The organism is Streptomyces sp. HUAS TT11, assembly GCF_051553595.1.
GTDB lineage: Bacteria > Actinomycetota > Actinomycetes > Streptomycetales > Streptomycetaceae > Streptomyces.
Genome location: NZ_CP196184.1, coordinates 6,319,219 through 6,340,164 on the forward strand (window position 1 = coordinate 6,319,219; position 20,946 = coordinate 6,340,164).

At 67.7% G+C, this 20,946-nt stretch carries 28 protein-coding genes; 11 read left to right on the plus strand and 17 right to left on the minus strand.

Translation table 11 applies throughout. The features are described 5' to 3' along the window. Positions 1-86: 86 nt before the first annotated feature. Entirely contained in the window at positions 87-386 is a 300-nt protein-coding gene (locus ACSHXN_RS28120) for a hypothetical protein (protein WP_438304064.1), read from the minus strand. A 374-nt stretch (positions 387-760) separates the two neighbouring features. Then, the gene (locus tag ACSHXN_RS28125; RefSeq protein WP_438304066.1) at positions 761-1,237 is read right to left on the minus strand and encodes a hypothetical protein; all 477 of its coding nucleotides are present in this window, start codon (positions 1,235-1,237) and stop codon (positions 761-763) included. 342 nt (positions 1,238-1,579) lie between these two features. Between ACSHXN_RS28125 and ACSHXN_RS28130 the strand changes: the two genes are divergently transcribed. Next, a complete protein-coding gene (locus ACSHXN_RS28130) occupies positions 1,580-1,903 on the plus strand; it encodes a CPCC family cysteine-rich protein (protein WP_438304068.1) in 324 nt (107 codons plus the stop codon). A gap of 479 nt (positions 1,904-2,382) precedes the next feature. On the opposite strand, the gene ACSHXN_RS28135 is transcribed toward ACSHXN_RS28130, so the two are convergent. From ACSHXN_RS28135 to ACSHXN_RS28155, 5 genes are all read right to left on the minus strand, one after another. Beyond that, on the minus strand, positions 2,383-2,685 hold the full coding sequence (locus tag ACSHXN_RS28135) for a hypothetical protein (RefSeq protein ID WP_438304070.1): 303 nt from the start codon (positions 2,683-2,685) through the stop codon (positions 2,383-2,385). Further along, positions 2,682-3,413 carry a GntR family transcriptional regulator gene (locus tag ACSHXN_RS28140; RefSeq protein WP_438306508.1) on the minus strand — a complete coding sequence of 244 codons (732 nt, stop codon included), beginning with the start codon at positions 3,411-3,413 and terminating at the stop codon, positions 2,682-2,684. The genes ACSHXN_RS28135 and ACSHXN_RS28140 overlap by 4 nt, the downstream gene beginning before the upstream one ends. Positions 3,414-3,421: 8 nt before the next feature. Next, positions 3,422-3,646, minus strand: a complete 225-nt coding sequence (locus tag ACSHXN_RS28145; protein WP_438304072.1) for a hypothetical protein — start codon at positions 3,644-3,646, stop codon at positions 3,422-3,424. Between the two features lie 199 nt (positions 3,647-3,845). Next, positions 3,846-4,046 carry a hypothetical protein gene (locus ACSHXN_RS28150; RefSeq protein WP_438304074.1) on the minus strand — a complete coding sequence of 67 codons (201 nt, stop codon included), beginning with the start codon at positions 4,044-4,046 and terminating at the stop codon, positions 3,846-3,848. A gap of 111 nt (positions 4,047-4,157) precedes the next feature. Then, positions 4,158-4,436 (minus strand): hypothetical protein, encoded by a 279-nt coding sequence (locus ACSHXN_RS28155; protein WP_365588550.1) that lies wholly within the window; start codon positions 4,434-4,436, stop codon positions 4,158-4,160. Between the two features lie 78 nt (positions 4,437-4,514). On the opposite strand from ACSHXN_RS28155, the gene ACSHXN_RS28160 reads away from it, so the two are divergent. After that, complete coding sequence (locus tag ACSHXN_RS28160) at positions 4,515-5,270, plus strand: GntR family transcriptional regulator (protein ID WP_438304076.1); 756 nt, start codon at positions 4,515-4,517, stop codon at positions 5,268-5,270. Between the two features lie 40 nt (positions 5,271-5,310). Next, a complete protein-coding gene (locus tag ACSHXN_RS28165; RefSeq protein WP_365588553.1) occupies positions 5,311-5,658 on the plus strand; it encodes a hypothetical protein in 348 nt (115 codons plus the stop codon). Positions 5,659-5,896: 238 nt separating this feature from the next. On the opposite strand, the gene ACSHXN_RS28170 is transcribed toward ACSHXN_RS28165, so the two are convergent. Then, a complete protein-coding gene (locus ACSHXN_RS28170) occupies positions 5,897-6,286 on the minus strand; it encodes a hypothetical protein (protein WP_438304078.1) in 390 nt (129 codons plus the stop codon). 232 nt (positions 6,287-6,518) lie between these two features. Between ACSHXN_RS28170 and ACSHXN_RS28175 the strand changes: the two genes are divergently transcribed. The 3 genes from ACSHXN_RS28175 to ACSHXN_RS28185 all read left to right on the plus strand — a co-directional run bounded on the left by ACSHXN_RS28175 (position 6,519) and on the right by ACSHXN_RS28185 (position 8,184). Then, positions 6,519-6,803, plus strand: coding sequence for a hypothetical protein (locus ACSHXN_RS28175; protein WP_438304080.1), 285 nt, complete (start codon positions 6,519-6,521; stop codon positions 6,801-6,803). 392 nt (positions 6,804-7,195) lie between these two features. Beyond that, positions 7,196-7,540, plus strand: a complete 345-nt coding sequence (locus tag ACSHXN_RS28180) for a hypothetical protein (RefSeq protein WP_355132090.1) — start codon at positions 7,196-7,198, stop codon at positions 7,538-7,540. A gap of 272 nt (positions 7,541-7,812) precedes the next feature. Then, entirely contained in the window at positions 7,813-8,184 is a 372-nt protein-coding gene (locus tag ACSHXN_RS28185) for a GIY-YIG nuclease family protein (protein ID WP_355132266.1), read from the plus strand. A gap of 267 nt (positions 8,185-8,451) precedes the next feature. Here the strand turns inward: ACSHXN_RS28185 and ACSHXN_RS28190 are convergent, their stop codons facing one another. Further along, positions 8,452-8,658 carry a hypothetical protein gene (locus ACSHXN_RS28190; RefSeq protein ID WP_355132091.1) on the minus strand — a complete coding sequence of 69 codons (207 nt, stop codon included), beginning with the start codon at positions 8,656-8,658 and terminating at the stop codon, positions 8,452-8,454. 10 nt (positions 8,659-8,668) lie between these two features. Between ACSHXN_RS28190 and ACSHXN_RS28195 the strand changes: the two genes are divergently transcribed. Further along, entirely contained in the window at positions 8,669-8,887 is a 219-nt protein-coding gene (locus ACSHXN_RS28195; RefSeq protein ID WP_355132092.1) for a hypothetical protein, read from the plus strand. A gap of 879 nt (positions 8,888-9,766) precedes the next feature. On the opposite strand, the gene ACSHXN_RS28200 is transcribed toward ACSHXN_RS28195, so the two are convergent. Together ACSHXN_RS28200 and ACSHXN_RS28205 are read right to left on the minus strand one after the other, a co-directional pair. Beyond that, positions 9,767-10,330, minus strand: coding sequence for a dihydrofolate reductase family protein (locus ACSHXN_RS28200; protein ID WP_355132093.1), 564 nt, complete (start codon positions 10,328-10,330; stop codon positions 9,767-9,769). A gap of 182 nt (positions 10,331-10,512) precedes the next feature. After that, positions 10,513-11,085, minus strand: a complete 573-nt coding sequence (locus ACSHXN_RS28205; protein WP_438304083.1) for a hypothetical protein — start codon at positions 11,083-11,085, stop codon at positions 10,513-10,515. 160 nt (positions 11,086-11,245) lie between these two features. Here ACSHXN_RS28205 and ACSHXN_RS28210 point away from each other — a divergent pair, with 160 nt between their 5' ends. Both ACSHXN_RS28210 and ACSHXN_RS28215 read left to right on the plus strand, forming a co-directional pair. Further along, positions 11,246-12,100 (plus strand): nucleotidyltransferase domain-containing protein, encoded by an 855-nt coding sequence (locus ACSHXN_RS28210; RefSeq protein WP_356112857.1) that lies wholly within the window; start codon positions 11,246-11,248, stop codon positions 12,098-12,100. A 393-nt stretch (positions 12,101-12,493) separates the two neighbouring features. Then, positions 12,494-12,784, plus strand: a complete 291-nt coding sequence (locus ACSHXN_RS28215) for a hypothetical protein (protein WP_438304085.1) — start codon at positions 12,494-12,496, stop codon at positions 12,782-12,784. A 312-nt stretch (positions 12,785-13,096) separates the two neighbouring features. On the opposite strand, the gene ACSHXN_RS28220 is transcribed toward ACSHXN_RS28215, so the two are convergent. Both ACSHXN_RS28220 and ACSHXN_RS28225 read right to left on the minus strand, forming a co-directional pair. Then, the gene (locus tag ACSHXN_RS28220) at positions 13,097-13,837 is read right to left on the minus strand and encodes a hypothetical protein (RefSeq protein WP_438304087.1); all 741 of its coding nucleotides are present in this window, start codon (positions 13,835-13,837) and stop codon (positions 13,097-13,099) included. A gap of 216 nt (positions 13,838-14,053) precedes the next feature. Continuing rightward, positions 14,054-15,298, minus strand: coding sequence for a YbfB/YjiJ family MFS transporter (locus ACSHXN_RS28225; protein ID WP_438304089.1), 1,245 nt, complete (start codon positions 15,296-15,298; stop codon positions 14,054-14,056). Between the two features lie 143 nt (positions 15,299-15,441). On the opposite strand from ACSHXN_RS28225, the gene ACSHXN_RS28230 reads away from it, so the two are divergent. Then, the gene (locus ACSHXN_RS28230; protein WP_356293192.1) at positions 15,442-16,041 is read left to right on the plus strand and encodes a TetR/AcrR family transcriptional regulator; all 600 of its coding nucleotides are present in this window, start codon (positions 15,442-15,444) and stop codon (positions 16,039-16,041) included. 234 nt (positions 16,042-16,275) lie between these two features. Here the strand turns inward: ACSHXN_RS28230 and ACSHXN_RS28235 are convergent, their stop codons facing one another. After that, a complete protein-coding gene (locus ACSHXN_RS28235) occupies positions 16,276-17,652 on the minus strand; it encodes a carboxypeptidase regulatory-like domain-containing protein (RefSeq protein WP_438304091.1) in 1,377 nt (458 codons plus the stop codon). 422 nt (positions 17,653-18,074) lie between these two features. Between ACSHXN_RS28235 and ACSHXN_RS28240 the strand changes: the two genes are divergently transcribed. Continuing rightward, entirely contained in the window at positions 18,075-18,650 is a 576-nt protein-coding gene (locus ACSHXN_RS28240) for a TetR/AcrR family transcriptional regulator (protein ID WP_355132101.1), read from the plus strand. A 334-nt stretch (positions 18,651-18,984) separates the two neighbouring features. Here ACSHXN_RS28240 and ACSHXN_RS28245 read toward each other — a convergent pair whose 3' ends face one another. The 3 genes from ACSHXN_RS28245 to ACSHXN_RS28255 all read right to left on the minus strand — a co-directional run bounded on the left by ACSHXN_RS28245 (position 18,985) and on the right by ACSHXN_RS28255 (position 20,750). After that, positions 18,985-19,350: a hypothetical protein gene (locus ACSHXN_RS28245; RefSeq protein WP_438304094.1), complete on the minus strand. Its 366-nt coding sequence runs from the start codon at positions 19,348-19,350 to the stop codon at positions 18,985-18,987. Positions 19,351-19,403: 53 nt separating this feature from the next. Next, positions 19,404-19,985: an AAA family ATPase gene (locus ACSHXN_RS28250; protein WP_438304096.1), complete on the minus strand. Its 582-nt coding sequence runs from the start codon at positions 19,983-19,985 to the stop codon at positions 19,404-19,406. Positions 19,986-20,204: 219 nt separating this feature from the next. After that, positions 20,205-20,750, minus strand: coding sequence for a hypothetical protein (locus ACSHXN_RS28255; RefSeq protein WP_355132104.1), 546 nt, complete (start codon positions 20,748-20,750; stop codon positions 20,205-20,207). Positions 20,751-20,946: the final 196 nt, after the last annotated feature.

Sequence of the window (20,946 nt, forward strand, 5' to 3'; positions counted from 1 at the left end):
GCGCCCGAAGGCCGCCGAGGTCCAGGACCTCGTTTTCGAAGCCGTGGGCGGTAACTGCGTTGAAGCCGGTGAACAGTGTTGAGATCTCAGTCGTCGGCTGGCAGGTCAAGTCGCGCTAGCCACTTCGGATCGTCCATATCCTTGAGCGCCTGCTCCGACAGCCGGGCGAGTCCCGCACCACGCCCCCGGGCGAAGCATGCGGGGGCCTCGCACCGGGCGTGCTCCTTGGCAGCAGCCCGAGCGGCATCCTCGCTGTCGTACCGCGTCAGGTTGCGCCGCTCGTAGCCCTCCTGCGAGTCGGCGGAAGCCTGTCCGGCTTCAAGGGCCCTGCAACCCTCCCAGCCGTGGTACTTGTCACCCTCGTCGCTCACCCAGAAATCTGGCATGCCGGGGAGTCTGCCACAGCGGAGTTCGTGCTCGTAGTTCGCATCGAGAAGGTCACAGCGCAGGGCCCCGTGCCACTCTCGTGCCCGAACGAGTGGGGACTCACAGGGAATCAGGGTGCGCAGGGGGACGCGCCGCCGAATCTACCCAAGGCAGTGAACCCGCAGGTCAGGCCTGTGACCACCTCACCTCGCTCCTAAAGCGGGTGTCGGCCAGGGAGGCCGGGGCGGTACAGCAGCGAAGTACAGCAACCACAGCGACCGCCTCCACCCGGCACTGGCCCTCAGCACCCGTCAGGCGGCCTGTATGACCGTCGATGCCCGATCTTTGTAAAGCTACGGATCAGAAGGTCAGCGTGCCGGGCGAGCAGTCGCGCTTACTCAGGCGCCTGCTCGCCATGGCTACTCAGAAGGTCCGCAGCAGCCAGGCGCGTGTCCCGTTCGATGGCCGCACGCTCATCCGGCCAGTCTTCCCAGTTGCTCCACAGCCCGCAGAAAAGGTCGACCAGTTCGATCGCGGTATCCGTTCGTTCCAGATGGCAGGCGCACCAATAGATCTCACTGCTTGCCTCGTAGTGGGTCAGGGAGCCGCTCAACATCCCCCGCGCCGCATCGAATATTCGCTCCCACCAGGCGTCCGAGACCCCGGGAACGGGACGGCCCAGTTCAGCCATGGCTTGCACGAAGAGATCCCGGATGTCGGCCGGCGGGTCCCGTCGAGAGAGGCCTGCCAACTCGACCAACGCAGGGCTGTCCAGGCCATCAGCCACCGCCAGTGCGGCAATCATCGGCAGGTCCTCGGTGGCCTGCTCTCCGAGAGCCATGTTCACCGCTGCACGACCTAGGCGATCCATGGGGGCACGCTAGCGCCCGCTTCGATACGGCTGCCAAGAGGTTTCTGGGCAGGGCGCCCATCCGCGAGTCCCAGGGCCCTCCGTCTCAGTTCCCGTCTCATTCAGGCCCGTTCACGACGGTTCAGACAGGACCCGGAGCCGTCTCCACAGCGGCGATCAACCGTTCATGAACCCAGGCGAACGAGCCCATACGACACTCACCGCACCACCAACACAGTTGGAAAGCGTGCACCCCATCCACCATTGGCTTGGCCGACAACCGGTGTGCCGCAGGCTCTGTCGATCGGGCCACCGCTGAAACGACGTGGTCCCGTGCGATAGCGGTAGTCAAGGATTGCAGCCATGACCTTGATCAATGTTCAGGGAGCAGCCGCGGCCGGACCCTATCGCTGTCCTTGCTGCGGCTTCATCACCTTGGCCGAGCGTGGAGCGTACGAGATCTGCCATGTCTGCTTCTGGGAGGACGACGGCCAGGACGAGCACGACGCGGACGAGATCCGGGGTGGTGCGAACGGCGGGCTCAGCCTCCGAGAGGCCCGCCGGAACTTCCAGGAGGTCGGTGCTTGCGACATGCGCTTCACACGGTCCGTGCGTGCCCCGCTGCCCCACGAGCATCCCGAGAGCGGCGCACCCTACGGAACAGGGATCATCCGCGCCCGACCCTGAGCCCCGACCACTCGCCAGTCGCCGCCGCTCCACAAGCGCACCAGATCAGGCGGGGAACAGCGGGGAATCACGGTGAAAGCGACCCGGCCCGAGAGGCCGTGATCTGAACTTTCGCCCAGGTCAGTGGCCGAACCAACCGCAAGTGCTCTCAGCTTCCCAAGCTGATAGCTCAGCAACGATGCTCACGGACCCGTCGATTCGGCTTCTGAGGTTCAAGGGCGGCAGCGTGGCCAAGGCCGATGGGGTGCGGCAAGACATACGCGCGCGTGGTCGGTCGGCGCACTCGCCGTCGTGGCTAACTTTCGTTGGCTGAGGTTCATGCGGCCCACTCGGGGAGGCGTCCGGCATCAGTGCACCGCCGCCGCATTGGCCGGGCTCCGCGCAACGCAGCGGGGAGGGGAACCCTGGCACGTTGTCGGGTTCCCCTCCCGGCTGGAAAGGTCGTGACGGGCGGGCGGCGAGCGTTCGCGCCCAGTTGTTCAGGCGTCGTGCGAGTCGGTCACCGTCAAGAGGTCACCGCGGCTTGTCGCAACGCGGAGGACGTCCCGCAGGGAGCCGGCCAATTCGTGTGCCAGTCGGCGGATGTCCTCCGGGTTCACGTCCTGGTCTTCGAGCGCTTCGCGGGCGTGCTCCAGCAGCTCGGCCGCCGAGCCGAGTTGGACCGACTCGATGCCGTCGGCCAGGCGGGACATGAAGCCGTCCCGGTCGTCGGTGCTCAGGTAGCAGGGCTTGCCCTCCGGTCCCGCCCAGGGGAGCAGCCGCAGTTCGTTCGGCGCCGTCATCCTTGCGTCTGCCTCTCATCGTTCGTGGGGTGCGTGGTGAAGACCGCGTCAATCCGGTCACCTGGGAACACCAGGAGCGCGGCTTCGACGGTTCGGACGGTGGCGTCGGTCGCTACGCGGGTGATCGCGAGGACGGACGGGGTCGAGCCCATCCGAAGGGCCGATGCTTCGTCCGGCGTCGGCGGGCGGGCGCACACGGTCTCCCGGATGTCCGCCGGCGGGGGACCGAGGACGCCGAATCTCGTGATCGGCCCCCTGCCCGGGGAGTCGTGATCGACCACGCCCGTCGGTGCCAGGTCATCTGGGATGTAGATGCGAGCCAGCCCGTGCGGCGTGCCTCCTTGGAGGCTCAGGCAGGAGAACTCAGCGAGCGGGCTGCCCGTCGGTACCTTCAGCAAGGTCGTCAGGTGTCCCTCAGCCCGCACGGTGGCGCTGCGGACGGTGACGCGGAGGGAAGTCTCGGCAGCAGTCCACGGGTCCAGGGTGCCCCAGCCACCGACGTACACGATCTTTCGATGGGGGCGGCGGGCGAAGTTGCCCTTGCCGTGAATCTTGTCGACGAGCCCTTCGCGCTGGAGCACCGCGAGGGCGTGCCGCAGGGTCACCGTACTGACGCTGTAGCGATCGGCGAGCGTGGCTTCGGACGGCAGGCGTTCGCCGGCCTGGATGCGACCGGTGATGATCTGCTGCCGAAGGTCGTCGGCGATCTCGTGGTGGCGGGGCGGCATGGACGAGGTCACCGCCTTCGCATCGTTCGTAGGGCGGCGAGCCGGGTCCGCGCGTGGATGGTCAGCAACTCGCCGGACTCGAAGAGGAGTTGCTTTGGGCCCTGGGAGAGTTGGAACAGATCCTGCACTCGGTAGGCACGGCCGCCGAGTTGGATGACGTCGCCCCGCCGCACCGTGGTCGAGGTGACCTCGATGTGAGAGACCAGCGCACCGCCGGGAAACCGTTCGTTCATCGCGCCACCTCCGCTGGAGTGGACTGCACGCCCTCCGCGTGACACGAGCAGCCACACGCCTCGTAGACCACGGGCAGGTCGGACGGCGTCGAGGCCGGAGAGGATTCCGCGCAGGCGAGGTGCGTGCCGATACAGCAGGCCACCGACCGATAAGGCGCCAAGGCGTCCATGATGTGCGGTGGCAGTCGACGGGGAGGCATCAGCGAACCCCCACGAGGGCCGACCAGGCGGCCGCGGGCAGGTGGGGAGAGACGAGCACCGGACGTGACCGCCGCCGCGTCTCCCAGGCCAGGACGTACGGGCGGACGAGGGCGACTTCGTTGCCGCTCAGCGGCGGAACATCGTGCGGACCGACGACGCAGGCGGGGTCCGGAACGACGGTCGCCGCGTCAGTCGTCATAGGAGACGTGACGGCGGACGTTAAGGGGCGTCGGTGCCTGCCCCTGGAGGAGTTCCGCACCCTGGTGAGGAAGAGGGCGCGGCGGATACGGTTGAGCACGCTGATCAGCTCCTATCGCTGATGGCCCGGTCCCCCGACATCGCCCGTCGTGGGGACCGTTCTGCGTACGACCGCCCAGAGGGTGCGGCCGTTCAAGCTGGTGGCGAGAAGGCCGAACCGGTCGGCCGCGGCCACCACGTCCAGGGCCTCCCGCCATAAGTCGGCGGAGAGGCCGACCGGCACCTCCGCTTCGACCGAGGTGTGACGTCCGTGTTCCTCCACTCGCGCGGGAAGTCCGAGGGCGGACAGCCGGGCGGCGATGGCCGCCGCGCTAACTCCCGAAGCGGGCACAGGGCAGCCTCCGTCACGAACGATCACTTTAAGTGAAGCTAGTTAACTAGATTAGAGCTAGTGGACTAGATTTTCCATATGTCTGAGCAGCCGCCCTATCTGCGCATCGCCGACGAACTCCGGCGCCGGATCGCGGACCACGTCTGGGAGCCGGGCGACCGCCTGCCCTCCCGCGCCCAGATCGGCCAGGAGTGCGGCGTGGGCGAGAACGTGGTGCGCCGGGCGCAGGAGTTGCTCATCTCCCGCGGAGTGTTGGAGGGACGTGCCGGGTCTGGGACCTACGTCGCCGAGCCCCGGCAGCGGGTGCGGGTTGTACGGTCGTCGGCGCGGGAACAGCCCGCCGAGTCGCCCTTCCGGACCGACATGCGAGCCGTGGGCAGGCAAGGCGATTGGGAGAGCCGGACCGATGCCAAGGTGCCGGCGCCTGCCGACATCGCTGCGCGACTCGGGATCTCCGAGGGCGAGCCGTGCGTCCGGACGACGTACGAATACCTAGCGGACGGCAAGCCGGTTCAGCTCTCGACGAGTTGGGAGCCCTACGACCTCACCGCGGGCACTCTCGTCGTCCTCCCCGAGGGAGGTCCTCACGCGGGGATTGGCGTCGTGAACCGCATGGCCGCTATCGGAGTCACCATCAGCCATGCCGTGGAGCAGCCGGAACCCCGGACAGCCACCGCCGAGGAAGCGTCCCTACTCGGAATCCAGAAGGCCGGACTCGTGACGCACATCCGACGGACGTACTACAGCGACCAGGGGCGCCCCGTGGAGACGGCGGACATCGTCGTGCCCGTCGCCCACTGCGAGATCGTCTACGAGATCCCGATCAATCGCTGAGCGGAAACGCACAGGCGCGAGTCTCGTCGTGACATGCATGATGACCGGCGTGGGAATCGATGTGGAACTGCACTCCGCCCGGCCGGCACGCAACTGGAAGAAGGCTCGCACGACGTTCCTGCGGGGGTGCTACGACCCCGCAGACGCGTTGGCCGATGCGTTGGGGTCGCTTCACTATCTCGGGGTCCCCGGGCGACTCACCGCGGTCGACCTCTACGGGGACACGGTGATGAACGAGCAGGAGGCCGCAGCCGCCCTCACCGAGGTGCCCGGTCTGATGGAGCAGTGCACGGACGAGCGGCAGCGCGCAGCGTTGGATGATCTCGCTGCGGTGCTTCAGGAGTGCGCCTCCACTCCGGGCAGTTACGTGTGGTTCGCGGGCGACTGAGGTGCAGGAACCGGCGCTGATCTCCGTGCCCCCGGCGTGCCCCATCCGTGCCCGATCGAGCGGGAAACCAAGGGGAACAGGGGTGTCCCACGGGCACCGAAGACGGCAACGGCTCCCGACCATGCGTACTGGTCAGGGGCCTTCTACCTGCGGTGGGTGTGGGATTTGAACCCACGGTGACATCGCTGCCACGACGGTTTTCAAGATCGTGCGCTGCAGTTCGAGGCGAGTGGGGTGTTCAGTCACCAGAGAAGACAGGGACGATCACTGCTGCGATCGCAGAGAGCAGGCCCGCTACGGCCAGGAAAGCGTTGAACTTCTCTTTCGCGGTCGGGAAAACGGCGCGGCTCACGTCCCCGACCTTGCTCCGCAGCACGATCATCTTGAGCTTTTGCCAACGATGTTGGCGGTTCCGGCACCCCATCAGTACGCCGTAGGCATTGTTCCGGCAGTACGTCCGGCCATCCCGATTGACTGCTCCGCACCAGACCGGCACTTGGAAGGAGGAATAGGCGAAGACTGCGATGGACAAGACGGCGACAATTGGAAGGGCCCATTGCTGGGTCCAGGCGACTATGAGTGCTGCAACCGCGATGTATCCCCAGTACAGGCGCATGGCTTTCCCCATGAGAGCGCAGCGTATCGACATATGCGCAGGTCAAGCAGCAGCTAGAACCAGACAGAGTTCCCACCATGGCGCGTACGTCCCTCTTGACTGCCGATGCCTCTGGCGACGCTCTCGCAACCAGGCCTCGGAGCTGCAGGGGCGCAGACCGCCAAGATCCCCGACAACACCCAGGGCTAGAAGTAGTAGGCGCCCGCGAGCAAGCTCCCTACCCGGCGAATGAGACCATCCATAAGTGGCGGACGCGCAGCTACCCAGAGGCTGGACTCTTCAGCAGATTCGTGATGTATCAGGGGACCGAGAAGCTGTCGCCCTGGATCTTGATCGGCCAGTGAAGTGGGTCAGCGTCGGACAGGAGCACGCGATGCCACGCCCAGAGATCGTTCTCGGGTTCCACAGTCTGTGTCTCGTGAAGCCTGTCGATGACGACGACTGGTACATGGGCAGCCTGTATGACGATGGCAGCATCGACTGCTGGGAAGCCTACGGCGACTTGTACGAGGCGCTACGTGGCCTCTAGACCCTTGCGCCATAGCTCCGCGTGCGAAGCGCACTGAGTGTCTAACTGTGTGACAACCACGGCGCACAACCGCGAACAACCGTGGACCTCAGCGGACCGTTAGCGCAGGTAGCGGACGGAGCAGCCCAAGGGCAGCGAGCATCCCAAGTTGCTTCGGGACGAAGCAGTCTCCGTGCCACTGCCGTGCCACATCGTGCGGTCAGCCACGGTCAACGACGGCTCATGGCAGTCGAGATGCGCTGGTCACCTGAGTGACCGTTACATCCAGACTGACCTGGGCGCCATCGCCATCGACCATGACCGCCCTTACAAGGCCGGCGTCTGCTGGCGCCCGCGGCTCGGATGTACGGGGCGGGAGATCAACTGTCGGAGCCTGGTGGGAGGGTGCCGCCATGCAGAACGCACTCTTCGACTTGCCGGAGACACCCCCGGAGCATGCCGTGATCGCTCGCTTCCATTTGGGCGGCGACGACCTGGGCGAACGTGACCAGTGGTCGCTGGTCTTTGCAGCCGAGCGATCGGCGGGGGCCGCCGTCAGAGCCGCTGGCGTCGGAGAGGTCGACGGCAATGAGTTTGGTGGCGGTGAGGTTGTGATCTTCGCCTACGGCCCTGATGCAAAAGCTCTGTACCGGGCGATGGAGCCCCACTTGCGCGCGCTACCTTTCCGCCCAGCACATGTTGTCCTGCGCTACGGAGAACCTGCCGACGATGTCGCAAGTGAACGCATCGAGCTTTGAGCATGCTTGCGGTTCTACGAGTTGGACACGGAAGGCATCTACCACGACGGAGGACGTTAGTACCCTGCGCTCATCAGTCCGCCGACCTTGGAGGCTTCGTGGGCCATGCCGCTCTCACCGCACCAGATCGGCTGTGGTCGGCGCAGGAGGTCTTGTTGCGCCCTAGCCCGGTGCCGGCCGGGGCGGGGGTCTACGGCTGGCACTTCAAACAAGCGCCCTGTGCGGATCTGGCTGCTGGACGCCTGCTCTACGTCGGCATAGCCCCGCGGTACATGGCGAACCGGACCAGCACGCAGAACTTGCGCAAGCGCGTGCGCTACCACTACCGAGGCAACGCGGCCGGGTCGACGCTTCGCCTCACGCTCGGTTGCCTACTCGGAATCGAGCTTCGTCGGGTGGGGAGCGGGACGCGTATGACCTTCGGCAAGGCCGGGGAAGCCGTCCTCAGCCAGTGGATGGCAGAGAACGCCCGGGTGTGCTGGATCGAGCACGACGAACCGTGGACGCTGGAGTCGGAACTCATCTCTCAACTCGACCTGCCGCTGAACCTAGACCAGAACCGCCACAACCCGTTCCATAGCCGTCTCAAGGAACTGAGATCCCAAGCCCGGCAGCGTGCGCGAGAGCTGGCCATCAGCGCATAGACCGTCTGTCGGTCTGACATCACCAACTGACATCAACGGCGGCGAACGATGGCACACGGCGGTGGCTGGAGCCAGATGCGCGAGCGACCAGCAGTCCCAGTTCCGGCAGGCCGCACCGAGTCGCGATCGAACTTACAAGGCGGATGTCGGCGGTTCGGAACCGTCCGCGCCCACCAGTCTCAGGACACGACTAAGGCCCAGGTCAGCGGGGGGATACCCAAGGCCTGGGCCTTGATCTTTACGGAGCGTTCTGGGCCACCGTGCCGCTTACGTGCCGGATGGACAGCGCGGGGGCCGCTTCACCCTCTTGACCAGCCCGTCGACGTAGTCGGCGATCTGGTGGTCGCGGCCGTTCACGAGGTGCTGATGGACCAGCGCGGCCCGCACCGACGAGTGGCCCATGCGGTGCATCAGCTCGCGGGTGGTGGCGCCGGTCGCGGCGAGGGCCTTCCTTCGCGATCTGCGGTTCGGCATGCTCGCAGATGTGAGCGCCTACAGCAGCGACCAGGACCTGTCGGTCACCGACGTGACGGGCAACGGTGTGGAGGTGGATGTCGGAACCGATCTCCTCAACGGCAGGATCCGGCTGTCGCTGCTGTGGACGCAGGAGATCTACCTGACACCCGATGATGCGGAACAGGTGGCGCATGCTCTGCTGCGGGCAGCCGAGCGGGGTCGCGGCCTGGGGCGTGCATCGGCCTGAGAGGTCTGCGCGTTCGGTCGTCACGCCACCGAGTGCAACCGGACCGTGGGATGGAGTTTTCCCTACTGCATCCAGCACCTGTCGTCGCTTTCAGCGCAGGTCAGGAAGACACTGGGTGGCGCCCCCCGAGGTAGCAGACCGGCTGCGCCACTTCCAGAGGAACTGACCTCATTCCGCCGCGCTTCAGGCGCAGTTGCAGGAAGATGCAAAGTAGGCAAATACGGTTGCAGCAGTGAAACCGGCCAAAGTCGCGGAAGCCAGGCGGCCACGCCGTCCTGGCCTTGCGGGTCGGAACATCTCCCAGGTGCCGTAGCCCAGGAAGGCCAGCACGGTCCCACCTAGGCCCCCGGTGAGAAGAGGGCTGCGACCCCAACCCCAGAGGAATGCGAAGACCACGCCCGCAAGCAGAACACAAGCGGCCACTGTGAGCAGTACCTCTGACACGGCCTCGCCGAGGAACTCGCCCACGGCCCTACCTGCCTTGCGGACCACGCGAGCAGCGCGGCCATGGCTTATGGGACCAGTCAATTCCGCCCCCGACGAGCCTGATCTCAGCATGTGGGCTCTGATCTTAGGGCCGATTCCACCGAGGCGTGCCACACACGTGCCGGACGGACCTGAAACCAGCGAGTAATCGCAGGAGAACTGTGTACTGGGCCGTCCATCCGGTGAGGACTGCCGCCCGATCCCCGAGAGTCCGCAGCAGGGGAAACGCGACTGCCAGTCACGCAGCCGATGCGGCTCCTCTCTGAAAATCCCCATGTCGTCGAGAGTCGATGGCGCGGCGACTCGTGGCTGTGGCACGCGTCAATCGAGGAGCCGAGACGCGACGAAGTACCCGGCCCGTACGGAACCGGGGATGCGCGGTCCAGGCCCGGACTAGCGCGCCACCCGGTAGCGGACGTAGACGACTCCCGTCTTGAAGGTGCGGGTTTCGACGAGTTCGAGATCCACCCGGCGCTCCCTCCGGGGAAAGAACGGAATGCCACCGCCAACCAGCACCGGGTAGACCCTGGCCCGGTATTCGTCGATCAGACCCGACTCGGCTGCCTCTGCGGCGAGAGTCGCGCCGCCGATCGCGATGTCGCCCTGCCCCGGTTCGTTCCGCAAGCGCTTGATCTCCTTGGCCAGCCCCCCTGAAGCCAGGCGGGCGTTGCCCTGCACCGCGGAGAGCGTGGTGGAGAACACCACCTTCGGGAGCCGCTTCCAGATCGCGGCCCACTCGAGCCTTGAGTCGTCGAGCGCTGGATCCTGGTCGGCGGTCTCCCAGTACAGCATCGTCTCGTACAGCCGTCGTCCCAGCAGGTGGATGCCGACCTCTCGAATCTCGTCGATCCAGGAGCGAAACACCTCCTCGTCCGGCTCCGTCCAGTTGAAGTCGCCGTCCGGTCCGACGATATAGCCGTCAAGGGAGACGTTCATCGAATAGGTCACGCTGCGCATCAGTAGTCCTCCTCGGTAAGGGGTTCGACATTACGACCGCCGTGCGCCGCAGAACTCATCGCAGCTCGCGGAAGTCCTTCTCGCTGAAGTCGAGCCGCCCGTCATCCGTCATACCGAAGGTGGTGATGTGGTCACGGAGCACCGCGACTCGTTGGGGCGGAATGGGCACGCATCGAACTGCCTCACTCGATCGGTTCTTGAGCCCGCGGCCTGCTTGAGCAGCCGGCCTCGGTCCAGGTCGCCATGAGGTCACGGCAGATGACGATGAGTGTTCCGCTCCAGCAGGCGATCTCGTGGCTGCAGCCGTCCTTGTGCGGCAGGATTTCGTCGAGCATCACGGTCCCCGGATTCGCCGCTCGGCCGTCGTCGGGCGGATCGATGATGCTGCTGGACACGCCCGTATAGCGGATCACCAAGTCTTGGTCGTGCTTCCAGCAGTTGTGCCGAAACCGGATCTCGATCCCACCGTCGCCGAAGTCCCGGATGTCCTGGAGCGCCAGGTCCTTCACACAGCGCTTGCTGTGGAAGTCGTAGTGGTCCGGGTCGGTGGCGAAGGCCCGGGCTCCCGGAGGCAAACCACCAGCGATCGAGGGCAGATGCTGTAGGTAGCGGGTCGGATCCAATACGCCTGACAGGTCGCCGACCCGCGCATCGAGATTGACGTACTCCACCGACCCTCGTTCCCGGTCATGGCCATCTGCCGACGGATGAATTGTCGCATCCCGCAGCCTTGGCAAGTCCTTCACCGCCGACACGCCGAATGCGCTCTATGCGGGTGCCTGTCCGACCCCGGGCGTACGGAGCTTCTCGAGGACAGGCCAGGGCGCGGGTCGGTGCGCGTGCGGTCGCCCGGGTCCGGTGGTGCCGACGCGCGGATTCCTGCTTCACCATGCTCTGCCGCGCCGTTAATTCCTTATGGATCCGGCCCGGTGGCGTGGTACGTTGCAAAACTTTGTTCCAATCGGAAGGAATGCCATGGACATCCCCTCCCTGCACAGCCGGTTCCTCGGCGATGTGCTTCCCCGGATTCAGCAGGACGCGCGGGTGAGTGGTGTCGCCGTCGCGGGGTCGATCGCGGGGGGAAACCCCGACATCTACTCCGATGTCGACCTGATCGTGGTCATCGACGACGAGGCGTTCGACTCGGTGATGAAAGAGCGGCTTACGCTGATCAGCTCATGGGCCGCCCTGGTGGCCGGATTCACCGGGGAGCACGTCGGTGAACCCCGCCTGATCATCACGCTCGTCGGGCCGCCCCTCCTCCATGTCGACTTCAAGTTCGTGAAAGCCTCCGACTTCGCCAGGCGTGTCGAGGACCCGGACATTCTGTGGGACCGGGACGGTGGCCTGGCCGATTCGCTCGCGGAACATCCGCCGGAGACCTCGTCGTTCGACTTCCAGTGGATCGAGGACCGTTTCTGGATCTGGGTGCATTACGGAGCGACGAAACTCGGCCGCGGTGAACTGTTCGAGGTCATCGGCTTTCTCAACTACCTTCGCGAAGTCGTGCTGGGCCCCCTGGCGGCTCTCCGAGCGGGTGCGACGCCCCGCGGCGTGCGCCATCTTGAAACCATCGCACCGGATGAGGCGCGCGACCTTCGGACGACTCTGTGCGGTGACGACCGACACGGCGCCGGTCAGGCACTCCTCGCCGCCGTCGAGCTCTACCGGCGGTGGCTCGACGACACGGGAGCGACGATCGATCGCCGTCACCACGCGGAAAAGCTCGCCGTGCAGTACCTCCACGACGTCATCGATCAGAGAAGCTGACCGAGCGGTTCGGTGTGCACCGATCGGTGGTCGTCGACTTCTCACCCCGATTCACGTCGACCATCAAGGCCAAGGGGGACAGGCTCCGTCGTGGACGTCCGCGGAACGTCGCAACAAGCGTGACAATTGGCGGCCACAGGCCAAGCGCCCAGGAATGATCGTTCGGGACGAAGAGCGTGCGCGCGGGATGTGTATCGGTGTGCACCGTCCTGGCGGATGGTGTTTGCCGTTGGCGCAAGTGGCAACGCGAAGTCCATGAGTCAATCAAACGGCAGCACGAATCAAGATTCCGTATCCGAGCGGAGTGCATCCGCCAAGGCCCGGCGGGCCACGGCGAAGGCGACTGCTCCCGCGTCGCGGGCGGCGGACAAGGCGGCCGAGAAGTCCGGCGACGTGGCGTCGACAGCCCTGGACGCGGCCGAGCGTACGGCCGGCACGGGCACCGCGGTCGTGCACGGCGCGGCCGAGCGTGTACAAGCCGGTCGCCAGGCAGTCATCGCTGCCTCCGGCCAGGCCGTGGCCCTCGCCAAGACGGGGTGGACGTTGATCGCCCATCGAAAGATCCTCGCCGCTGGTGTGGGTGCGGGCCTGTCAGCGTTGGGTGCCACGTCATACCTGGCGGGGCGTCGTGCGGGGCGTCGCACGCACGGTCCGATCACCCGTCTGACCGGCGGGCGGATCTGAGGCGGGAGGCGAGCCTCGTCACTCGTAGCGGGGCCGCCGAGCGCTGTCACAACTCGACGTGCCGGCCGCCGGTGCGGCTGGGCCGGGGTCGAAGCGGCATCCGGCAAGATGCTTCACCACCCGGCGACGAAGGAGTGGATCCAGCGGGCTTGAAGCCCAACACGGTGGCAGGGCCGGGCCGTTCGTATGTCATCCGAAGACGGCCACGTCGATGCACGTCGCCCCGAGGCCACCGGGCCCGTTGCACAGCCGGGGCAACCGCTCCGTACGGAAGGACGAGGTCGGAGACCGCCTTCTTGTCGGAGGGCAGCCTCACGGGCGGGCGATCGGCTCGTCGAGCGGCACGAGGTTGTCGGCGCTGAGCAGATCACCGCTGATCGCTGAGTGGACCGTCGTGCGCAGCCCTCCGATACCCGGATCGGAGACGGACACGGTCAGGGTGTAGGGCGGCTGCCCCGTGATCGTATTCGTGGAATCGATCGGCGCAACAAGCTCCTTCATGACACTGGCGCCCTCGTAGCCGGGGCACAGGGCCTCGAGCGGCAGCGAAACCTCAGCGCTTCCACCGCTGCCCGCGTCGATGTGCATCTTGTTGTCGCGGTCGGCAGCCGTTGGACGGTTCCACGTGACCGGAAGCCCGTGCGCGCCGCCGACCAGCCCGTGCGGCCCCTCGATCTCCACCGCCACTCCCTCCGCACCCAGCGTCCGGGACAGGGTCAGTGCCTGCTTCCCGCGGAGGGCGAAGAGAAGCTGGATGGTGAAGTGACCCGGGGCATCGGACGTCCGCTCGTATCCGTAGGGGCCGAGAACCAGTTGTGGGCCGGCCGGCGGGGTGCCGGGCGATGCCGGCGAGGAGGCCGCTGTGGGCAGCGCGAAGTAGTGGAAGTCCTTGACTCCGCACTCGCCGCCGTCGGAGACCCCGCCACCGTCCAGTGCCACGGCGGTCGTTGGGCCCGATGAATCGGGTGCCCACAGTTTCTGCCGGCAGACCAGGGCGATGAGGGCGGCGGCAGCAACCGCCCACGGAACTGTGCTCCACGCCCTGACGTTCATCGGCCCCCCTCCGGGACAGCGGGAGGCTAGCGGATCCCGCCGACCACACAGGCGGTGGGGGTGCGGGGTTCGGGGTGAGGAGTGGTGTGCGCCCACGGCCCGGCCGACCTGTCAGGGCCCTACAGCGCCAGAGGGTCCCCCCCACACGAACGCCTCGCCCATGGCGGCGCAGCACTGCGTGCCGCGGCGGCCGGTGACGTGCCGGCCGGGGCCGTCTCAGCCCGCCGTAGTGACGCGCTCGGCTGCGGTCACCTGGTCCGGGCGCTCCCCGCCCGAGTGCACGAACCGCGTGGCGAGGCCGGTCAGGAGTGCCAGGACGAGGGCGCCGCCGCCGATCAGGAACAGCACGCGGTGGTTCTGGCCCGTCAGGTCGAAGACGTACGAGTACAGATACGCGGACACCGCCAGCGAGAGGGCACCGGCGACGGTGGCCTTCCCCCAGGCCGCCGACTGCTCCTCGGCGCGTGCGGGCACCAGTTCGTGGACGCGGCCCAGGACCATGGGCACCACGCCGGGCGGGAGGGACCCGATGACGGCGCTCAGCACAGCGACCTCCGGCAGGCCGTGTGCGAAGGCGAGCGTGATGAGCGCTCCCGTCTGCACCAGGGTGATCAGCAGCAGCGCCCTGGCGAATCCCAGGCGGTCGCCGAGGAGACCGTAGAGGGCGGGACCGACGAGGGCCCCGAGTCCGTACACGATCCACACCATGGAGCCGCTGCCGGAGCCCCTGCCCAGGCCGCGGCTGACGAAGTCGGCGAGGAAGGACATGGCGGGGACGATGCCCATCGAGATCAGGGCGTACTGCACGAGGAGCAGCGTCAGTCGCGGTGATCCGGCCGACTCGCCTCCCCGGGGCGCGGCACCGGGCGGCGTGGCCGCCGCGGACGCCCGGGCCGTCGGCCAGCCGTTCCAGCTCAGGGCCGTGAGCAGTGCGCACAGCGCCGCCAGGCCGACCCATGCGCTGCTCAGGCCGGCGGTCAGCAGGAGTGGCACCAGCGTGCCTGAGGCGGCGATGCCCAGACCCAGGCCTGCGAAGATCGCGCCGCTCGCCAGTCCCCGGCGCTCACCGCGCAGGTGGGGCAGTACGGCCCCGGCGACCCGCACCATGATCACGCCGCCCGCCACCCCGGAGACCAGGCGCCAGGCGAAGAACCAGACCACCGAGACGGGGACGCTGCACGCCAGGAGGCCCGCCGTGGTGAGCACCATCACCCAGCGCAGTGCCCGTCGGTCGCCGAGCCGCCGCGCGACGCGGCGGGCGGCGAGCGCACCCAGAAGGTAGCCGGCGAGGTTCGCCGCGCCCAGGTAGGCGACGGCCGAGGGCGAGAACCAGTGGGCGTTGATGAGCTCCGGCAGCAGTGGTGTGTAGGCGAAGCGGGCCAGGCCGATGCCGACGAAACTCGCGCTCGCGCCCGCCGTGACGGCGCGCCAGGGAGCGGGTCCGGGAGGTGTGGGGTTCATGTGCGTGTGCCCGCTTTCCGCCCGGGTGTGACGGGCCGGGGCAGGGCCCGACCCGTCTGCCCGAGCCATCTTTGACAGCCTCGTCATGTTTGACAGAGTTGCAAACTTTGACGATGGCGTCAAAAATGAATTACCGTGGGGTTATGGCGGGACGGCGGCAGTTCGACGAGCAGCACACCTTGGGCCGGATCCTGGACGTCTTCTGGCACCAGGGCTACGGGGCGACCTCCATGCAGGACCTGGCGACGGCCACCGGCGTGCAGCGCGGCTCGCTCTACAACGCGTACCAGGACAAGGAATCGCTGTTCCTGCGCGTCTTCGCGGGCTACGCGGACGCTTTTGTCGCCGACGCCCGCACCGCCCTGGACCAGCCGGACGTCCGGCGGGCGCTGGAGGACTTCTTCGACTTCACCATCACGTCCATGACCCGCGGCACCCCGGCCCGCGGCTGCCTGTCCACCAAGACGGCCACCGACACCCAGGCCGACGCGGAGCCCATCCGTGCCGCGATCCGCGGCATGCTCGACCGCCTCGAGGGCACCATGATCGAACGGCTGTCCCGGCCGGACGCTGCGGACCGCCTCACCGTCCCGCCCGCCGAGGCGGCCCGGGTCCTGGTCACCATGACCCGCGGCACCGTCGTCATGGAACGCGTCTACCAGGACCCCGAACGGCTCAGGGCCACCGCCCGATCCATGATCACCATGCTCCTCGCCGGACACCGGGAACCTGCCGCCACATGATCGCCCCACCCGGGGTGCCCGGGCGGGGCGAGGACACCGAGCCCGCGCCGGACCAGGTTTCCTGCGACCTCCAGGAGGTCGACGATTCACCTGATGAGAGCTCAGGTCCCGTGCTCAGGCGCGTCGTTCGGCATCAGGGCGAACTCCCCTCATCGACCGGCGAACCGGCGAACCCGGACGGTGGATGTGGGGGAGAGGAACTGCTCTCGCCCGCCCGAACCGTGTGGCGTGCGCTTACTGCACCCGAGATGACACCGCCTCAGCGGAGGACCGGTCCTGCATGGTGAAGTCGGCCCGGACGGCGACGCCGGACTGCAGCAGCTTCTGGTGGACCATCGGGTTTCGGCCGGGGAACGAGGCCACGACGCTGATGTATCCCTCGGGCAGTCCGGTGACGGCGTACTCGCCCTGAGCGTTCGTGGTGGTCCGCACCAACTGCCGGCCGCTGGTGTCCATGACGGTCACGGCGGCATGGTGGACCGGCTGCTGCTCGCCGTTGTGCACGGCGCCCTCCAGCATCGGCAACGGCTCACCGAAGTGGTGGCGGTGGACCGGCAGCGCGGTAGGCGTGGGTGCGTTCACGGACGGGTCCTCCACCGGCGGCTCCTCAATGTCCTCCCGCTCGTCCTCCCCGCCCCGTCGTACCGCCTCGCGGTGGTGCCTCCACGCGTCGAGGCCCAGCAGGGCCGCACCCGCCGTGATCCACGCGCAGAGCACGAGAACCGGCTTGAGTACCCCCGCATCGTCGAAGTAGAGGATTCCCTTCATGGCGTCCACCGCAGTGCCCAACGGCATGACGGCGTGCAGGTACTGGAAGAACGTCGGTAGCAACGGGACGGGTGACACGCCGCTGCTGGGAACGCTCAGCACGATGTACAGACCCATGCCCACCAGGGGGAAGAACTGCTTGGTGAAAGGCGCCACGCCGGAGGCGAACGTGGCCACCGCCGTGGTGAGCAGGAAGGCGATCGCCAGGACCCAGGGGTTGTCGGGCAGGTAGCCCAGCCCGACGCCGGTGTAGAACCCCACGACGCTGAAGAGGGCGGCGACGGCCACGATCGTCATCAGTTTCCTGCGACGGTTGAAGGTGACCGCCCGCAGGAGCGTCGTCGCGAGTATGTAGCCGGGGATGCTCCAGGCGACACCGAAGTAGACCAGGGTCGTGCCGTTCTGGTCCTTGGCCACGGTGGGCGCCACCTCCGTCACCGTGAGCTTCTGGTGGTTGTGCGCCGCAAGCTCGGTGAAGCCCTTGGTCAGCGCCTGCTCGAGGGACATCCCGTTGGCCCTGGCCACGTACAGCACACTCTGCCGGTGCCCGGCGACGTAGCCCGCCACGGCGTCCCGGTCGAGGACCGCTCGGCGGGCTTCCTGGGCGTCCGCCACGGCGGTGACGTCGAACCCACCGGGATGTTGCCGCTGCAGAGCGGCGTCGACCTTGCGTTCCGCTGCGCGTCCGGCGACCGCGATCTTCGCGTGGTGCGGCTGAGGCGCGTGCAGGGCCGGAGCCAAGCAGAACAGAAGCCCGAGGAACAGCAGCGTCGGAAACATCAGGGTCTCGGCCACGGTCCTGGCCAGAGGTATGCCCTGAGGATGCTCGATCCGGTGTGTCACAGACCCACCCCTTGGGTGCCGTGGTGAGCCACGCCGTAGGGCTCGCAGGATGCGCTGCCGACCGGATGCGCGGCGATGCCATGGCCGCCGTGGCGGGGCCGAGGAAGCAGTTCGCACGCACCCGAACCGCGCGCAGTAGGCCCTGGTTCGCGGGCGGGCGGCACCGTTCCGACGGCGGTCTTCGCTGCGTCCACGGCTTGGGCGGAGGTCTCGGAGCTGTTTCCGGGCCTCCGTGGGGAGGCCGCGGGACCCGGTCCTTCGACCCTGCGTATCGCGAACGTCACTCGCGGCGCGGCGAGCTCCATGGCGCCCCTCTCCGGTCCTCGCAAGTGGCCGTGGCCCTTGCGGCGCTCCGTTGATGTACCGATCGGCACATTTACGTCGGGTGGACCATACGCGTACCGATCGGTACAGTCAAAGGTGTGCCTCGCCCCGTCAACGCCGAAAAGCGTGCCGAACTGCTGAAACAGGTTGTGCACCACCTTCAGCACCACGGTCTCGCGCAGATGTCGCTGAGCCCGCTCGCCGAGGCCATCGGCACCACCAAGCGCATGCTGCTGTACTACTTCGGCAGCCGCGAGAACCTGCTGGCCCAGGCGCTGGCCGCCAGCCGTCCCGACATCCGGGCGGTGTTCGACGACGTCCACGACCCCGCCGGTCTGGGCAAAGCCGTCCAGGACCTGTGGGAGGCGATCACCGTCGGGGAGCAGTCCGGGGTGATCCGCATGCTGCTCCAGTTGCTCAGCCTGGCCGCCACCGAACCGGAGCAGTACGGGAGCCTCGGTGCCGACACCGTCGAGGCCATGATGGGACCGATCGCCGCCGCTTACGTCCGGCTGGGGCATCCGCCACAGCGGGCGCGGGCCGCTGCCACACTGCTCGCCTCCGGTCTGCGCGGGCTGTGTCAGGACCGTTTGGTGACCCATGACGTCGCGCGTACCGACGCGGCCGCTCGCCGCCTCGCCGAGAGCGCGGTCGCAGCCGCCGCGATCGGCTGACGCCCGCTGCGTACGCCCGGTCAGGAGACGGACGATGCCGAGACGCGGCCGAACGCGTCGTGGCCGGGGTGACCGCTCCGCGGGTTCGTCCCTGTCACGGGGGCCTTCTGAAGGCCAGGCACGCTCTACAGGAGACGGCCTGTGTTGCACACGCCCGATGCGACGGCATCACGCGTACGGAACCTGCCGGATGACGGGACCGTAAGCGTCGTCAGGGGTGTCGGATCGGCGGCTTCGGTGCACAACGGCCGGGGATTCATGGGAAATCGGAGTACGGCAGGGTACGTACGCCGGACTCGGCCCAAGGCGGTAGCCCGTAGCCCGCAGGCCGGTGTCAGTCGGCCAGATAGTCAAGTCGGTGGACCGTCGGCCGGGTTGTCACGGATCCACCCCGCACCTGCCACTCGACCTGCGGAGCCACCTCGCTGCCGGCCACGAAGAATCCGAGAACCCGGTCCCCGTCCTCGTCGGAGGCCGGGATCGCTGCCATGGACCGGAGCTGTTCCATGAACCAGTCCACGGCCGACTCGCGGACATCGCCGCCGTAGAAGACGTAGTAGGTCCAGTTGAAATGGCGGTTCGGAAAGCCCCAGCCGCCGCTGTAGTGCTCGTCGGAATGGTCCGCGATCACTTGCCGGACGGCGGCGAGTTGCCGCTCGTCGCACTCCAGCCAGCCCCTGATGGAGACGAAGACGCCCATCTCGCTGCCTCCCGTCGGACCGATATCACCGGCAACCCCTGAGCCGCGCTCGGTCATCGAGTCAGGGCGACGACCGCCGCCTCGATGGGTTCGATGTCCGGTTCACCGTCATCCGAGGTGTCGACATCGACGACGGCATCGGCTCCGCTCGGCGGATGGAAGATCGACCGCTTCAACTCGCCCCGCTGGAACTGGGACCAGAGCTGTCGGTCGGCTGCCCCGCCTGCGGCCGCGCGGGCGTGAAGGCGTTCCCCGATGACCGATTCGCGGGCGATGACGTGAACAGCGAGCACTCGGGCCTCACATGCGAGCAGCGCATCCAGCAGCGTGCGCGACAGCACGGAGGACTCCACGACGAAACTCACCCCCGATGAGGCGAACAGCCGGGCCGCGTCGACCATCACGGTCTCGGCGCGAAGACTCACAGGGCCGCCGGCGATGTGGAAATCCGGGTCGAGCCGGACGCCACCGTCCGGGGCGACGGAAGCGGAGGACAGCCCAAGGCCGACCTTGATCTCGTCCCGGGTCAGGAACGGCACACGGAGACGGCGTGCCGTCGCGCGGGCAACGGTGGTCTTTCCGGCTCCCGGAGACCCGCATACGGCGACCACCACCGGCCGTTCCCACCTCGACATCCGCCGATCCTGCCGGATCCTGACCGGGCTGTCCATGAGCCGATCGCGGCCGGCCGAGCAGCCGTCTGTCGTCGCACCACCCGGCGGTTCGCATCGCGGGAGCCCGTCGGGCACGACCCGGTGGCTGCGCCCCCGCTCGTGCCGGGGGAACGCGGAGGCCGACGGGAGCCGGGGTGCCGAGGACGAGTTCACCCCCGGCGCACCGATTCCGTGCCATGACTAGGCCGGAGGGGCGTAGGGGTTCCCGTCGGGTGCCGGGGGGCCACCCCAGTGCACGCTCGGCGGCGGGACCGGCACCCAGTTCGGGCCGCGGTGGTCCAGCCACCACCGGCCGATCGTGTGGAACTTCTCCTCGAATCTGCGATCCATGCTCAGGAACCCGGTGATCGGCGCCCGCAGACGGGTGCGGCGGCCGCCCGCTTCGTAGAGCACGACGGTCCGGCTTCCGAGGAGCGAATCGATCTGGATGGCTTGGACGTTCGACCACGGGATGGTCCGGCGGCGGAGGTTGTGCACCACTGCCGCCGACGGGGTGAGAGTGATCCCGAAGGGCCGCGAGGTGATCAGAAGCAGGGGCACCAGGGCACCCCAGGCGATCAGCATCGAGACCAGTACCGGGTCGAACGGTCCTCCGTCCAGCCACAACAGGACCGGGGCGCACAGGATGACGACGACGCCCGGCAGCACGGGCAGCAGACGCTGCAGGGGCGTCAACCGGTAACGGATCCGCTCCGGCGGTACGGCTGCCACCTGCGATTGCTCCATCGATCCCCACCCCTGGCACCATGCGCTCGGCGGTGGCCCACCACCGCCGGGGCAGCATGACGGATCAGGGGCGCGCTGTCCATGCAGTACGGCCGGTGAGGCGAGCGGTCGCCGGACCCATGGCCGTCGCCGGTCGGTCGGTGCCGTGCCACGCCGGTCGCGGGCCGTCACCGCGGGCCATCGATTCAGGGCCCGC

Bases quoted from the DNA above. Each gene is read 5' to 3' on its own strand.
- ACSHXN_RS28130 (WP_438304068.1), top strand. From the start codon at position 1,580: ATGACCTTGATCAATGTTCAGGGAGCAGCCGCGGCCGGACCCTATCGC.
- ACSHXN_RS28250 (WP_438304096.1), bottom strand. From the start codon at position 19,985: ATGTCGAGGTGGGAACGGCCGGTGGTGGTCGCCGTATGCGGGTCTCCG.
- ACSHXN_RS28210 (WP_356112857.1), top strand. From the start codon at position 11,246: ATGGATCCGGCCCGGTGGCGTGGTACGTTGCAAAACTTTGTTCCAATC.
- ACSHXN_RS28245 (WP_438304094.1), bottom strand. From the start codon at position 19,350: ATGGGCGTCTTCGTCTCCATCAGGGGCTGGCTGGAGTGCGACGAGCGG.
- ACSHXN_RS28165 (WP_365588553.1), top strand. From the start codon at position 5,311: ATGACCGGCGTGGGAATCGATGTGGAACTGCACTCCGCCCGGCCGGCA.
- ACSHXN_RS28140 (WP_438306508.1), bottom strand. From the start codon at position 3,413: ATGCCGCCCCGCCACCACGAGATCGCCGACGACCTTCGGCAGCAGATC.
- ACSHXN_RS28225 (WP_438304089.1), bottom strand. From the start codon at position 15,298: ATGAACCCCACACCTCCCGGACCCGCTCCCTGGCGCGCCGTCACGGCG.
- ACSHXN_RS28190 (WP_355132091.1), bottom strand. From the start codon at position 8,658: ATGCCGAACCGCAGATCGCGAAGGAAGGCCCTCGCCGCGACCGGCGCC.
- ACSHXN_RS28220 (WP_438304087.1), bottom strand. From the start codon at position 13,837: ATGAACGTCAGGGCGTGGAGCACAGTTCCGTGGGCGGTTGCTGCCGCC.
- ACSHXN_RS28200 (WP_355132093.1), bottom strand. From the start codon at position 10,330: ATGCGCAGCGTGACCTATTCGATGAACGTCTCCCTTGACGGCTATATC.
- ACSHXN_RS28145 (WP_438304072.1), bottom strand. From the start codon at position 3,646: ATGAACGAACGGTTTCCCGGCGGTGCGCTGGTCTCTCACATCGAGGTC.
- ACSHXN_RS28120 (WP_438304064.1), bottom strand. From the start codon at position 386: ATGCCAGATTTCTGGGTGAGCGACGAGGGTGACAAGTACCACGGCTGG.
- ACSHXN_RS28160 (WP_438304076.1), top strand. From the start codon at position 4,515: ATGTCTGAGCAGCCGCCCTATCTGCGCATCGCCGACGAACTCCGGCGC.
- ACSHXN_RS28230 (WP_356293192.1), top strand. From the start codon at position 15,442: ATGGCGGGACGGCGGCAGTTCGACGAGCAGCACACCTTGGGCCGGATC.
- ACSHXN_RS28135 (WP_438304070.1), bottom strand. From the start codon at position 2,685: ATGACGGCGCCGAACGAACTGCGGCTGCTCCCCTGGGCGGGACCGGAG.
- ACSHXN_RS28170 (WP_438304078.1), bottom strand. From the start codon at position 6,286: ATGGGGAAAGCCATGCGCCTGTACTGGGGATACATCGCGGTTGCAGCA.
- ACSHXN_RS28180 (WP_355132090.1), top strand. From the start codon at position 7,196: ATGCAGAACGCACTCTTCGACTTGCCGGAGACACCCCCGGAGCATGCC.
- ACSHXN_RS28125 (WP_438304066.1), bottom strand. From the start codon at position 1,237: ATGGATCGCCTAGGTCGTGCAGCGGTGAACATGGCTCTCGGAGAGCAG.
- ACSHXN_RS28185 (WP_355132266.1), top strand. From the start codon at position 7,813: ATGGCGAACCGGACCAGCACGCAGAACTTGCGCAAGCGCGTGCGCTAC.
- ACSHXN_RS28150 (WP_438304074.1), bottom strand. From the start codon at position 4,046: ATGACGACTGACGCGGCGACCGTCGTTCCGGACCCCGCCTGCGTCGTC.
- ACSHXN_RS28255 (WP_355132104.1), bottom strand. From the start codon at position 20,750: ATGGAGCAATCGCAGGTGGCAGCCGTACCGCCGGAGCGGATCCGTTAC.